Raw genomic sequence first — 15005 nt, forward strand, 5'->3', positions numbered from 1 at the left:
GGTTTCGTACGTTCGAACTTACCTTTTGCCATTTCTCAAACCTCGAAAGAAATGAAATTACAAGAGATGAAAAACCAGAGACTACCACTTGGCAAATCACTGGTGCCCATGGCGGGAATCGGACCCGCGACCTCTCCCTTACCAAGGGAGTGCTCTACCACTGAGCCACATGGGCACTTATTCAGACACATCAAGACTCAGCGACTACTCACCACAATCTTTATTATTTGGAGCGGGAGACGGGAATCGAACCCGCGTCATCAGCTTGGAAGGCTGGGGTTCTACCATTGAACTACTCCCGCGCAGCTAGCCACTTTCGGAGCACCAATTAGCATTCAACCAGTTGGTGGAGGGAGCTGGATTCGAACCAGCGTACTCGTAAGAGGGCAGATTTACAGTCTGCTGCCTTTAACCACTCGGCCATCCCTCCGAAACGATAGACTATATCACAAGATTTGCGACAGACGAAATTCTAACCCAAAATATCAGGCTCTACACTGAACAAACCATTAAATATTTCCCAATGTCTCCTGCTCACGATTTGACCAGCTCGCAGGAACCTCCGCAGCGAGCCCATGGCGCAGCACTCAAGTTGATTGTGCTCAGCATCAGCGTTGTTTTCATCTTGTGTGCTCTTGTGCTCAGCCTGGCCTCGCTTGCAAGCCAACAAATACAAAACCGCGCAGGCAACGATCAGCAATTACTGCGCGCGATTGCCCTGACTCAACGCGCTCAAGATATTGTGCTGGGCTTGTCATCTTTGCAAATGCCCATTACTGCAATCAGCGCAGAGCAACCTTTGCAGTTGGGATCTGAATGGCTCAATCGCAGTCACCAGCTGGTCTGGACACTGGATGATTTGGTTTTCTTACTTGAGCAAGAGCACATTCAAGTTGAGGATATCGCGCAAGCACAACACCATGCATTTGCCTTGCGCAAAGCAATCCAAGCCACTGCGCCTCAAATCAACAATCAGCCTCCAATCAGTCAAGCGCAGGACATTAAAAATCTCACGCAATCCATCAATTTGAAGCTGGTATCAACGCGCGTTTTTCTTCAAGAACGGCTGGATACAAGCCTTCACACCGGTATGCGCAACTACACCCACGAATTGCAATGGTGGTCGTTAGGACTCACCACTGTGCTGTTGGTTTCATGTGCGGGGCTGTGCATTTTGATTTGGCGTTGGTGGCAGCGCCCATACTCGGCATTAGCCAATGCGCTGCACCATTTGGCTCGCAAAGATCCGGGGGGGCTTATTGAGCAATCGCAAGCAGTCGACATTCCTGCCGCACTTACCGCTGAACTGCTCATTCTGTCTGATTTGATTGCAGATGGTAATCGCCTTGCTCTTCAGGCGGCCCAACAAGCCATTGGATCCCGTGTTTCACAGCAATTGTTTGAGTTAGCCAAAACCATTCCTGGTGTGGTTTTTCAATACGAATACCTCAGCGAAGGCACGCGCATCTGCCATTTCGTCAGTCCAAAAGTACGCGACTTTTTCTCTTCCGAGCTTATCCCAGCAGCACCCACGGCTGCAATTGATACGCATGCAGAATGGGACTTTCCTTTAGTGAGTATGCAAACGCACGATTTACCTGTCCCACTCGGTTTGACGCGCAGCCTTTATGAACAGATTTTTGCGGCTGCACGAACAGACGAGGAATCATTGACCTACGACACGGCCTTGCATACGGACCAAGGCGCGCAATGGGTGCGCACTTTGGCCACTGTGGCACACCATCCCAACGGATCCGTTATTGTCAATGGTGTTTGGCTGGACGTGACTGAAAACATTGAGCAAGCTGAAGCCCTTGCCAGGGCCCGCAATACCGCAGAGCAAATTGCAGAAGAAAAAGCACGACTCTTGGCGGTGATGAGCCACGAGATCCGCACTCCACTCAATGGCATTTTGGGCATGGCCCAGTTGGCTCTGAAAAGCGAGCTGTCAGCGCGCCAATCAGATCGTGTTGAGAAAATCCTCTCCTCTGGCCATCACCTGATGAGCATCGTGAATGATATTTTGGATTTTTCCAAGATTGAAAGTGGCCGCGTTGCACTGGAAAGCACTCCATTCTCTTTGCAGCAAATCGTCGCAGACGTGAGTGATTTACTTGCGCCCCGTGCGGCAGAAAAAGGGCTTGAATTCTGGACGGAAGTCCCATTCCATTTGGAAGACCATTTGCAAGGTGACCCCTACCGCATTCGACAGATTTTGATTAACTTTGTGGCCAATGCGATTAAATTCACCCCTTCAGGAGAAGTCAGCGTTCAAGTGCGATTGATTGAAACAACGCCGCAAACCGTTACGCTGCGATTCGATGTCCGCGACACGGGTATTGGTGTTTCTAGCGAGGATCAGAAAAAACTCTTCCAAGCCTTTCGCCAAGCAGATGTATCCACAACGCGAAAGTATGGTGGTACTGGCTTGGGGTTGGCCATCTCGAGTCACTTTGCGCAATTGCTTGGAGGGCAAACCGGCGTTGAAAGTCAACCAGGGCAAGGGAGTTTATTCTGGTTCTCAGCCGTTATAGATCGGATTGCCCAACCGCCTCAGCAAAGTTTCCCTGCCCTTGAGGCCCAAAAAGTGCTGCTCATTGAAAGCCATACACCAACCAGAAATGCTTTGCGGGATTTACTCGTACAGGCCTTCCACTGCAGCGTTACGGCCGTGCACTCAGGGCAAGCAGCACTGCGTGCATTGGAACAAGAAAATGCCCACCCTCAAGAGCTTGACTTCCAGCTATGCCTGATCGCACCGACCTTGATTGATGGAGAAGCAACACACTTTATCCAATCCTTTAGGCAGCAAGGTTTGTTGCAAGCAACGACTTGGTTGATGGCGCCTGCGGAGAGCATTGAAAACGAAATGGCGCTGGCTCCTTTAGGGGTCACTCGCATACTGCCCAAACCGGTTAACCTCATCACCTTGCAAAAAGCAGCCCACCCAGACAGCCCCCTGGCGCTGCGAAATGATGCGATTTTGCCGCCTTGCCCACAGCCAATCATCCTTCAAACATCTACTACAGCCCCCCTCATTGCAGACACGGATGATGATGTGATTCGCCTGCTTGTAGTAGATGACAATGCGCTCAATCGAACCATCGCTGGAGATCTTTTGCAAGGCAGACAAGACCTCAATATCCATGTTGATTTTGCTGAAGATGGGCAAGCAGCCATCGCTGCGGTAACCACAGAAAAATCACCTCAATATGATGCGATTTTGATGGATTTGCAAATGCCTCAACTCGATGGCTTTTCCGCCACTCAGGCGATTCGGTCTGCATCGTTTGGGCAAACAACCCCGATTTTTGCCATGTCCGCCCACCACGGAGAACCCGAGCAAACAGCAGCAATCAACAGTGGCGTAAATGGGTTCATCCACAAACCCATTATGGAGGCGCAGTTATGGGAGACCTTGGAGCAATGGCAGATTGTGCCTGCACTGTCGGACGCATCCTCACCACAGCCCGCAGCTACGGCAGTCTCGCCAGAACAAACATCAGCCCCATCTATTGATCCACAAGCTTGGCAAGAATTAACACAAAGCTTACCCCTTGCTCGCGCAATAGCGTTAGCCGAGCGCTTTCTCGAACAGTCACAAGAACACATGGCTGCGGCCAAAGTGGCTGCAGCCAAACAAGACTTTCAGCAGGTGCAAAGTCTGATGCATCAAATCAGCGGAACAGCAGGCACATTCGGGTTACTTGAGCTAGGAGCAGAAGCAGGAGCCCTTTCTGATACGTTGCGCAACCACCCAGCACCACCCCCTGACGTTCAGATGCGACTGGAACAGATTGACGCTTGCGCGCTGAGCAGCCATGCGGCTTTGCGTAACTGGATTGCACAAACCACACCGGCCCAAGACACTTGAAACCGTATCACATCCATGTATTAGCTGGCACCGCAGAGTGTTTGAAGTGCACATCGGTGATGCACAACGGTTCCAAGAGCTGACGCGGCTAGGCTTAAAACCTATAGTTCAGAATGGAATATCGTCATCCTCAAAACTGTCACCGAAATTGGAAGCTGGTGCTGCCGGTGGCGCACTACGTGGTGCCGCTGAAGAGGCTGCTGGTGCGGGAGCACGATTAGCCATTGCAGGAGGCGCTGCAGCAGCGGACTCATAGCCACCACCATAACCACCGCTGCTGCCTCCATCGTTACGGGAACTGAGCATCTGCAACACATCAGCACGAATTTCAGTGGTGTAGCGGTCTTGCCCATTTTGGTCTTGCCATTTGCGAGTACGCAATCGCCCCTCAATGTAGACAGAAGAGCCTTTACGCAGGTATTGACCAGCGATTTCAGCAAGGCGGTCATTGAAGACGACGTTGTGCCACTCAGTCAATTCACGCCGCTCACCTGACTGGCGGTCCTTCCATTGCTCGGTCGTTGCAATGCTGATGTTGGCCACTTGCCCGCCACTGGGAAAAGTACGCAACTCAGGGTCACGGCCCAAGTTACCGACGAGAATGACTTTGTTGACTGAAGCCATGATGTATTTCCTTCACTAAACAGCGGAAAGTCTCACATCAGCCCTGACCTGGATCTCCAAGAAAGCCTGACCGAAACGACCCGCGTGCATAAACATATATGGGCACGTATTGTGCACGAGGTCGCATCGCATACCACGGCAATGCTTGCGAAACTCCCAACAGATGGGTTGTTTACACATCCCAAACATCAGCGCAACTGGCGTAACTTGCCGGCCTCCTATTCATACACCCCAGCACGTTTGAGCTGCGTCGTTGCATGCAACGCATGCTGCTTTGCAAAGCCTCAAGCCTGAATCACATATTTTTTTGGGAGGAAATGGGTTGAACGGTTGGCCAACAACGACTGAAAGTGCACACGAACACGTTCGTGCAACCGATCGTAACGCTTCCCCAAAAGCCTGCGCAAATCATCCTCAGTCAGCCCACCAGCCCCCTCCTCTTGGCTCGACCTTTTCGCAGCCATAGCTACACGCCATTGGGATTGGAACTCCTGCAGGCTGTGAGGAACGATCAGGTGTGCCCCCGCATATTGGGCCCAGACGCGCTTTAGTCGCGTTTCATGCTGCGCAAGCATGACTTTCAAGCGCGAGGACTCACCCACCGCGGAAAATCGAAATGACTTGCTGCTCCAATCTACGGCATTATCCCCACCCATTTGGGTCGAGAGAAACACTTCTTGACTGAGCATAGATAACGCGTGCACATGGCGCTGGATGTTCCAGTGCCCGGTCGCAGCCTGAATCAAAGAGGCCACACCACCAGCCCACTGGGGCTGGATCGCGTAGACCCAAACTACGCCTAACGTGGGATGGCGAAACACACGCATCAAGGGTCGCACCCCATGCCCCAATCCTGCAGCATGCGGTGCCACATCCCCCAAACCGATAAAGCCCAAAGCATGCAATTGTTTACTGCGGTGCTCGATGTAGCGTGTCTGGTAAGCAGGGAACTCTGCCACATTGACACCCAGCAGATCAGGACTAGGCTCGAACGCATCACTGAACAATTGCTTGGCCAACTGCAGGGCCAAGGCATCGTCAGTGGGATGTTGCCGCGGGGCCGTGACCACCGCAGGTATGACACGTTTAATAGCACTGACCACGGCTTCTAGACTACCCGATGGAGCAGCCTGGGGCTCAGCCACCTCAGCGGCCAATAAGGTGGAGGGCATTGGCCATGTCTCACCACCCACCGGGTTGTCGCCTGTAGCTATTGTTAGCATGACCCGCTCTCGCAATTTGGAAATAGCTGGTCTGGAGGGGTCTTCATGCGCAACCCGAGCCATCAACGTATCTAGGTAAGGAATGGCCTCTGCAGCACGCCCCAAACGAGCCAGTGCTTTAGCTGCACGCAAAGCGGCACGATCACTATGCGCATGCTCGGCCACGTGCACATAGTCGACTGATGCCTTTTCAAGTGCATCGTGCGCATCATTAAAACCCTGCACGGCCTGCCCATCGATTTGCATAGCCTTAAGGGCCTGACGGTACAGGACCCAATAATAATCTGCACGCCTGAGTCTGGCGCGCAACAAAGTCGGCGCAGCCTCAATACAAGAATCAAGCAGCTGCAATGCCTCTTGTTCTGTCTGCGCATCACCTTTAGCGAGCAACACGTCTGCAAGCCAATACTGGGCTCGCGCACGCTGCGGCTCCAGTAACAAAACACGCCGTAAGAGTCGCTCAATGTCAAACGGCTCAGCATAATCTCGAGCCAATTTCACCCTGAGCATCAAAGCCGGCACAAAGTTGCTGCGCAAGCGTAGAACCTTTTCGACAGCCTCACGCGCCTCTTCGGGGCGTTTAAGTTTTGCCAAGCACTGACAACGACTCCAATGCAAAGAGGCGGAGTTTGAAGGCGTCAATAACAAACGATCTAACACCTCCAGTGCCAGCTGGTAGTCACCCGTTTGCATCAAAGCCGCCACTTGGCCTTCATACTGCCGCTGTTGTTGCATTCCCGTTCCGAAATCTTGATTGTGTCACGTTGTTACCAGTCGATTCTATCGACTTGAACCACAGTCCAAGCCTACGGGAGACGGTATTGATTACTTATTTATTGCTCGCTACAACGCGCAGTCATGGTGCCGTAACGCTAACAAACGCATGCATATGCGCAAATTCGTTTGTTGTCATGACAATGCTGCGTTGTGCACGCATGACGTCAAATGCAAAGGTTTAGTTTTTGCGCTTTTTCCAGCACACAAGCAAGACAAGCCAAACCAGAGTCAAAGCGCCTGTCATAAGGAACAATCCACTAAGCCCTGCCCAGCGTACCATCACCCCGCCCATGACCCCTCCACAGAACAGCCCCAACGATTGCAAAGTGCTGTACATACCCATGATGGAGCCCCGTTTGGCTGGGTCTGCCAACGCAGAAACCAAGCTGGGCTGCAGCGCTTCAAGCGCATTAAAGCCACAAAAAAAAGCAAAAAGCGCGAAACCCAACAACCATAAAACACCATCTGCAGGCAGGACATCCCCCCACCAAAGTGCCCACTGCGAGAGCAGCATCAAGGCGACCCCGAACAACATAGCTGTCTGCGGTTTTCCTTTGCGCTCAAAAGAAAACACCACACCTAAAAATGCAATCGACATCACCACAGCAGGCAAATACAACTGCCAGTGCTGTGCTCGCACCAATCCTGCCCGTTCAAGTAATGTTGGAACACCACTCCAAAGCGCCATCTGCACCATATGCAAAATGAAAACACCAACCAGCAAACTGGGCAAAGACAGCTCAAGCGCCGGCTGCACACTGGCACGATTGGCTGCTGCGCGCTGCGGTGCAGAATGTTGAGAAACCTCATGCTGCAGCGCTGCAACTCCGTCGTCTGAAACTGGGTGGGATGGCACCACCCAATGCACCACTGCCATGGCCGCAATCGCTAAACCCGCGACCAGCCAGAACAGGCCGCCCAACCCCAAGTAAGCCCCCAGTAATGGCCCCAAAATCAGCGCCAATGAAAACGTCGCACCAATGCTGATCCCGACCAATGCCATCGCTTTGGTACGCACCTGCACACGTGTTTGATCTGCCAGTAAAGCGGTAACAGCAGCAGAAATGGCACCTGCGCCTTGCAAAGCACGGCCAGCTACCAAACCCCATACCGTATCAGCACATGCGGCCACAACACTGCCGAGCAAAAAAACAAAAAGCCCAACAATGATCAACCGCCGACGACCAAACCGATCAGACGCTAGGCCAAAGGGCCATTGGAGCAAGGCTTGGGTCAACCCATACACGCCCATAGCAAAACCAACCAACGCAGGGTCATCACCACCAGCATAGTCTTTAGCCGCCAACGAGAAAACGGGCAGCACGAGAAACAAGCCCAGCATGCGCAAGGCAAAGACCGCTGCGAGCGCCAAGCTTGCGCGCAATTCGCCAGAGGTCATTGAATAAGGGGAGTATGTTTTCAAAACGAAATACCGCGCAACGCTAATCGGCAGCCATTCTAGGGCAACACTGCACGCCCGTCTGGCCTGTCATTGCCTCTGGCACTCAAGGCAAAAACCACCTTGCCATACCTCCCAAAACAAACTTCACATTCGCAGCAAAACGTTACATTGCTATTGTTAATTGGGTTGTGCTGCCCAAAGAAGGGGCAGTCTGCTAAAGCCGTCTTGTGGCTCGGCGTTGAATCGCTTCAACATAGGCGGCACCATCAAGTGCCCGCTGATGAACCTGGCCTTGCCAAAGCATCTCCTGCAAGCATTCCATCACTTCATGGTGCGCCTCATGCAATGAATCCAATCGTTTAGTCAATAGCTCGACGGCCTGACGAATCCCTGCTGGTTGGTCAATGCTGCACTGCTCACTGATCGATAAATGCATGGACAGATGCAGGAAGGGATTGCTGCGCCCATCCACAGAGGCATCGTAAACGCGTGCGACAGCAGCGTCGACATCCGCCAAATCGACATAGTACTCTGGGTGCTCGGCAATCCAAAGACTGGCCAACGTCTCAATCGCTTCCATCGGTTGGCCCGTGTGTGACTTTGCATACACACTACAGAAAAAACGGCGAACCTCTTCTTGCGTTGGAGCAAACATGGTCAATGCACCTTCATTTCCTGCGCTTCAGGGGCATGCGCGTATTCGTGCACCAACGCCAGCAACTCGGCATCGGAGTATGGCTTACCCAGATAATGGTTGGCGCCTAACTGCATCGCATGCTCGCGGTGTTTTTGTGCCGTGCGCGATGTAATCATGACCACTGGCAAGCTGGCGTAGCGGGCATCTTCACGCACTTGTTGCAGCAGCTCAAAACCGTCCATCTGAGGCATTTCAATATCAGAGAGCATAACCGCCGGTATTTCCTGCGCCAGCATTTCCAACGCCTGCGCGCCATGAGCAGCCAATGCCACCCGGTAACCTTCCCGCTTGAGTAAGCGCTGGGTCACCCGCCGCACCGTGATAGAGTCATCAACCACCAAGACTAATGGAATTTGCTGCTCCGCGGCTGAGTCCGTCAACAGTCCAGCATCAATCAACGCTGAAGTATCCGAAGCCTCATTACGCTGCAAGTTATGCGCCAATTCGCCATACACACTCGCCAGTGCAATGAAGTTATAGACCAACAAGACAGCGCCCGAAGCCAACACCGACATCCCCGCCAAACCGGGCAGGGCTGAGAGCTGCGAGCCCAGATTTTTCACCACCACTTCCTGGTTACCAAGCACTTCATCAACGTGAACCGCAACGACCTGCGCCGCACTTCGCACCAAGACCAATGGATAGGTTTTAGCTGTCAGCTCTTGTGAGCGAGCACTGTGCTGCAACAATGCACCCGACCAATAAAATGGAATGCGATGGCCATCGATTTCAATGAGTCCGTTGGTATAGGCTTGATCCAAAGCATCCTGGCTAATCCGTTCAATGCCATCAACCAAGTTGGCTGGTACACCGATCGTGAGGCTGCCAGAACGCACCAACAGCACCTGTGTCACTGCAGTTGTTAAAGGCATGATCAAACGGAATGTAGTTCCTGCATCCTTTTGGGTGCTGGTTTCAATACGTCCGCCCAAAGCGCTCACCTCCACGCGTACCACATCCATGCCAATGCCACGACCGGAGATCCCAGTCAACTCATGGGCCGTAGTGAAACCCGGCATGAAAATCAGGTTGGAGAGCTCCCGTTCGGAAACCGTTTGCGCCGCTCCAATCAAGCCTCGTTCAATCCCTTTGTGCTTGATGGCCTCCAAATCCAACCCTGCACCATCATCTCTGAAGGAAATCGACACATCATTGCCTTCATGGTTGACGGTGAGGGTAATCGTGCCCGTCGCAGGTTTACCTTTTTTCGCTCGCTCTTGCGTCGACTCAATTCCATGGTCCACGCAATTGCGCAAAATGTGCTCAAAGCCCCCCATCATCCGGTCCAGCAGCACACGGTCCATTTCGATGCGGCCGTTTTCAATCACCAGCTCAACCTTTTTCCCCGTATCGGCGCTGGCTTGGCGAACCACAGCATGCAAACGCTCTGCCACCGAGTCAAACTCGACCATACGGGTGTGCAACAGATCACGCTGCAATTCACGGCCTTTGCGCTCCTGCGCCACCAAATCATCTTCCGTACCGATCATGGCCGCCTGCAATGTCCGCTGCACCGTGGCCACGTCGTTGACGGTTTCTGCCATCATGCGGGTCAACTCTTGCACCCGCGTAAAGCGGTCCAACTCCAACGGGTCGAAGTTGGCACTGTCCTTGCCCAAAGCCATGCGCGACTGCATCTGGGACTCAGACTGGACTTCTAATTCCCGCAGTTGATGGCGCAGACGATCCAAGTCAACCGTCATGCCATCGAGGGCTGCATTGAGTTGGCGCAGGCGCGACTCTGCACGGCTGCGGGAAATTTGAATTTCACCGGCTTGGTTGATCAAGCGGTTGATATGCGCACTGCGCACCCGTACAGTCTGCTGGCGTTTTTGAGCAGTTTGAATCACCAAAGGCGTTGGGCCAGGCAAATCAGCACCAAACGAAACACCCATGGCAGGAACAAAGTCCACTGGCTGCGCCGTCGCATCCATCGCAGGCTCAGGCACAATCGTCCCCGAAACCAAGCTCGGCTCGGCAGCGGGTTGCTGCCGTGCACGCTCCACTGTGCTGGAGACCAAAGCGTCGACGGCACCGCCTACCACCAATGTCTGGGACTCTTGCTGTGCATTAGCAGCACCGCGCAGTGCATCAAAAGCCTGCTGCAGCTCGTCGTATTGCGTTAATAGCTGACCAATGGCCGATTCATTCGTAGCTTTGGCCTCAATGGCCTCAATGTCGGACTCAAATCGGTGGGCCATTTCGCCAATTTGCCGCGCCCCAGCTAAACGTGAACTGCCTTTCAACGTATGCAGAACACGCAAGGATTCACTACGCGCGTCAAATGACTGTGGATCGCCCAACCAACGCCGTAACGCCCCGACCAAACGCGGCAAAAGATCAATGGCCTCTTCCTCAAAAATGGGGAACAAGTCAGGATCAACTAGGTCTTGTTGTACCGCTGAAGTGGCCCCCTGAAGGGCAGACGATAGCGGCACTGGCTCTAGGTCAGCAACCAACGGTTGGTCAAACACATGTGACTGCCACTGCACAATCAAGTCTTGCAATTGCGCAAACTCAGGCTCATGGATAGAGCCATTGCCGACTCCAGCCACAATACCGTCCATCGCAGTCTGAACCTGCTGCAAACTCTGCGTCAGAGTCCCACACACATCTGCTGGTTTGCTTGCTTGATGAGCGGCAAAAAAAGTCGCCACTTGCTCAATTTTTTCAAGGTAGTGAACAAAGCTCGCATCGACTTGCACATAGGCGCCAGCAGCAACCAACGCACGCGTTTGTGCCACGACTTCTTGCGGTAAGAAAGTCGCCCCATGGTGCTGCATCCATGTCTGCAATTTCTCCTCAAGTTCTTGTGTCAGCTGCAGAATCTGCAGCAACCAATACGTCTCATCGTCTTGCCCCACTTCAATCAAGTCTTGTGCCACTTGCGCGGCTGTCTCAACATCGAAAGACGGCTCTGGCTCCACGGTGCCCTCATCGCCAGCAGCAGTCGTCTCTTTGACTTCCTCAACGAATGCCACGGCCTCTTGGGGCGAAGGCATTGGCTCAATCTCCTCACCCAATGCGTCTAAATCTGCCAGCAAACTGGCATCCGCAGCTAAAGAAATTTCAGGCGTTTTTTTATCCTCTGGCTCCAAGGAGGGTGCAGCTGCAATTTCTGTCTCCTTGAAACTCACCCCCCAACGTACCGCATCGGCCTCAGACCTGGCCAAACTGTTGTCCAAAGAAGCTAACAGATTCTCCGTAGCATCCAGCGCATCCGCTTTGTCGACAGGACGTTGGCTTGGCGCAGGCTGAGGCGTGGTCGATCTGACTTGAGGAACATCAGAAACCTCACCCCCCATGCCAGAAGGCAAGCCGGCCACTTGCGTCTCGTCATTGAGAGGCTCATAAATAGTGCTTTGCCATGACGCATCCACATCTTGCGGCTCAGCGCGCCGATTCTCAGGCAGCGCATCTGCGGGCAACCCACCAATCTCTGTCGCGTTCATCGAATCGAGAAGCTCTGCCAAATCATGGTCGAGCATCTGCGCTTTGGGCTTCGCTGGCACCTCACTGTTACTCGAAGTAGCTCCATCCACATCCAACATGGGAGGCGCCAAATCAGTATCCAGTACATCCCAATCAAGGTCTAAATCAGGCAACTCCAATGCATCAAGGGAGCGAATGGCCTCGGCCAGCTTAGAGGCATCTTGCATCTCAATTTGTGCACTCAATGCCCCTGCCTGAGACGATGACTTCTCAGGAGTGGGCGCAACGTCACCCTTGCTTTCGTTCCAGTCACCCAGATCAATGGCTCGGGTATCCAAGCTCCATTCATCGGTCTTACTTGTATCTTGGTCCAACTCCACAGCATGTGCGGCCTCTACATCAATCGCATTCTCCGATGCGTTGATGCTTGCTACCTCTGCCTCTACTGCGCGCGCATCAGCATCCAGCGACTCATAGCGCTGCTCCGCACGCATCACTTGCGCAGCCCGTTCAAAATCCTGTGCGTTCCAATGCGGCGCTGCAACCTTATTCGCGATATCACCAACCCACAGCTCCAACCGCCCCAACGCTTCAGAACAGAGTTGGTGCATTGGTGCAGTAAACGGCTTTTGTTCGGCCAGCCAACCATTCATCAACTGCTCCATGGCCCAGGCAGCGCTGCCAAACTCTTCCAACCCGACCATCCGGGAACTGCCCTTGAGAGTATGGAATGCACGACGCAAAATAGTCTGCTGCGGAACATCCGAGGCCGCACCTTCTAAAACCGAAAGGGCTTTACGCCCCTCCAAAATAACGTCACGCGCCTCTTCCAAGAAAATCTCTAGCAACTCATCGTCTGATTCATCCAGCACACCTTGCTCGCTGTTGTGTTGCAGTTGACCATTTGTACTCGCCATGGTTGGCGATGACTCACGTGCTTCTTGTGCGGACTCTCCTGCGGCAGCACCTGTTGGCGCCAGCGTTAATCCAGCAGGAGTATGTGCAGGCTCCATCGACTCATCAGCCATTTTTTCGGAGGGCTGCAGGCCATCAACGAAGCTCTCATCCAATTGAATCGGTCCGGTAACATGCTGCGATTCTTGGACATGATCAAAAATGTCGCGACCACCGATTTCGTAAACTTTCAAACGCCCCATCAACGGCTGCAAACGCCCAGTCTTGGCATCAAATACAAACAGCTCTTTGGACAAGTTAGGTTGCGAAGCCAGCATATCAACCTGCAGACCAAGTGCGCCCAAATTGCTGCCTATTTTTTCGAAGCGAGGATCCAACAAGGTCAATGGCGCATCCTGCTCCAACTTACTATGGTCAATCAACTCACGGATATCGGCATTGATCTGCTGTATCGCCTTGGTGGCAGGCACCAGCCCCAATACCGCCAGAACGCCTCTTGCACGTCCTAAGATACCCGGCACATCTTCTAGCACCGTAGCATCGGCAGGATCTCGGAAAAAACGGTCGAGATGGCTTTCTGCTTCACCCAAACTGGCTCTCAACTCGCTCACCACACTACCAATGGTTTCGCTGTCGCTGACCCGGGTATACAGCTCTTCAACCCACACAGGCAGCGCAGAAGCATGGCCTTTTTGTGCCACATCCTTTAATCGCTGCGTCAATTCCTGCATGCGCTCAGGCATCTTTTCTGAGCGAATGCGTACATCTTCCAACAGCGCCTGGAAGTACAAAACCGTCGTTGCCAACTCCATAGCCAGTTCAGGCGAAGGCACTGTTTGCGTTTGCTTAACCTGAGAGACAATCGCCTCCATGGTCTGCACCAAGGGGCTGGCCACCGCCATGTGCTTGCTCACCAACGCCTCAAAATGCCCCAATGCTTGGCGTACCACCTCTACTTGGTTGAGCTGCCCTTCCATCACGGCACTCCATCCATCAGTGGTTTCTTTCAACGCCTGGCGCATGGCCTGCTTTTCTGCTGGTGCAATCAAACTAAAGACGTTGTGGTTGTAATCCACGGGCTGCAAGTTTTCAATGCCAAATGCCTGCCGCACAGCAAACAAAACCGGAGACTTCTGTGGATCTGCATTGCTGGCCTGGCCGCAGAAAAACAGCAAATCCTGCATCCACCGGGCTGTAACTTGTGCATCGCCCTTGACCAAAGAGGCATACTGCACAAGCACACGGGTTGCTGCACGCTTGGCATAGACATCATTAGGAATACGCTGCAACGACAACGCTTCAAAAAAGCCGGCCGCCACTTTCCAGAAAGTGCGCTCTCGAAAGGTTTGATTGGAGAGCGACAATCCCAAACAGAGCTTGACCAGATCGCGTCCGCTTCGCGCTTGATTCTGACCTTTGACTACATCCAAAATAGCATGGTCGAGCAATTGACGCGCACGCTCACTAGGGGCAATGGCCTTGAGAGGCATGTGCAACTCTGGCTCGTGCAAATCCCCTTCCAAATGCCACAAGTCTGCAGGACTTGCTGGTGGCGTGGTCCCCAACAGGGCGTGCACCTTACGATACGTTGGAAACAACAGCACGGGAGAGAGCTCAGGATTGACCAGTAAATTCTCCAAATACTCACCCACTGCCAGCCCCAATTGCGATAAAGCCTGGACAGCGTCATCTGTGCACATGTGGGGACGCTGCACCATCTTGGAGACTGCGTGTTCAGACTGGCGCAAGACAAAGGCAGGAATGAACGCGCCAACCATTTCCAGTGCGCCACACGCCTGATGCACCAGACTTTTGGCCTGTACCAGATCCGCAGCTTGCTCACCCAAATCAACGGCGGTATTGCCTTGATCGGCTACGCTGTTTGCAAATATCTGCAGGCGTTCCATGGCCTGGTCATAGGTTTGGCGCATTTCCCCCAAAACCCAAGCCAAAGGGCCCAAATCTTGTCCCTTGCCCACTTCTTTGCCGTGCGTAGAATTTGTCATAGTGTTCATCACTGCTTGCCTTTGCCGTGCTCCATGGCTAGCAGCCCTGACACCA

The 15005-nt window shown here is 53.2% G+C and carries 6 protein-coding genes and 3 tRNA genes; 1 reads left to right on the plus strand and 8 read right to left on the minus strand.

The window, feature by feature from the left end; translation table 11 throughout:
* Window positions 1–100 precede the first annotated feature (100 nt).
* The 3 genes from E9531_RS13265 to E9531_RS13275 all read right to left on the minus strand — a co-directional run bounded on the left by E9531_RS13265 (window position 101) and on the right by E9531_RS13275 (window position 430).
* Window positions 101–175 (minus strand) — tRNA-Thr (locus tag E9531_RS13265).
* A gap of 53 nt (window positions 176–228) precedes the next feature.
* A tRNA-Gly gene (locus E9531_RS13270) sits at window positions 229–302 on the minus strand.
* A gap of 42 nt (window positions 303–344) precedes the next feature.
* Window positions 345–430 (minus strand) — tRNA-Tyr (locus tag E9531_RS13275).
* A 93-nt stretch (window positions 431–523) separates the two neighbouring features.
* Between E9531_RS13275 and E9531_RS13280 the strand changes: the two genes are divergently transcribed.
* Entirely contained in the window at window positions 524–3874 is a 3351-nt protein-coding gene (locus tag E9531_RS13280; protein WP_136574258.1) for a hybrid sensor histidine kinase/response regulator, read from the plus strand.
* A 108-nt stretch (window positions 3875–3982) separates the two neighbouring features.
* Here E9531_RS13280 and ssb read toward each other — a convergent pair whose 3' ends face one another.
* From ssb to E9531_RS17820, 5 genes are all read right to left on the minus strand, one after another.
* Entirely contained in the window at window positions 3983–4498 is a 516-nt protein-coding gene (ssb, locus tag E9531_RS13285) for a single-stranded DNA-binding protein (RefSeq protein WP_136574259.1), read from the minus strand.
* A gap of 284 nt (window positions 4499–4782) precedes the next feature.
* The gene (locus E9531_RS13290) at window positions 4783–6456 is read right to left on the minus strand and encodes a tetratricopeptide repeat protein (protein ID WP_136574260.1); all 1674 of its coding nucleotides are present in this window, start codon (window positions 6454–6456) and stop codon (window positions 4783–4785) included.
* A 220-nt stretch (window positions 6457–6676) separates the two neighbouring features.
* Window positions 6677–7897 (minus strand): MFS transporter, encoded by a 1221-nt coding sequence (locus E9531_RS13295; protein ID WP_136574261.1) that lies wholly within the window; start codon window positions 7895–7897, stop codon window positions 6677–6679.
* Window positions 7898–8114: 217 nt separating this feature from the next.
* The gene (locus tag E9531_RS13300) at window positions 8115–8555 is read right to left on the minus strand and encodes a DUF1841 family protein (RefSeq protein WP_136574262.1); all 441 of its coding nucleotides are present in this window, start codon (window positions 8553–8555) and stop codon (window positions 8115–8117) included.
* Between the two features lie 2 nt (window positions 8556–8557).
* A complete protein-coding gene (locus E9531_RS17820) occupies window positions 8558–14950 on the minus strand; it encodes a hybrid sensor histidine kinase/response regulator (protein WP_244610110.1) in 6393 nt (2130 codons plus the stop codon).
* Window positions 14951–15005 lie beyond the last annotated feature (55 nt).

This window comes from Lampropedia puyangensis (genome assembly GCF_004833285.1).
In the GTDB taxonomy this organism is placed as follows: Bacteria; Pseudomonadota; Gammaproteobacteria; order Burkholderiales; family Burkholderiaceae_C; genus Lampropedia; species Lampropedia puyangensis.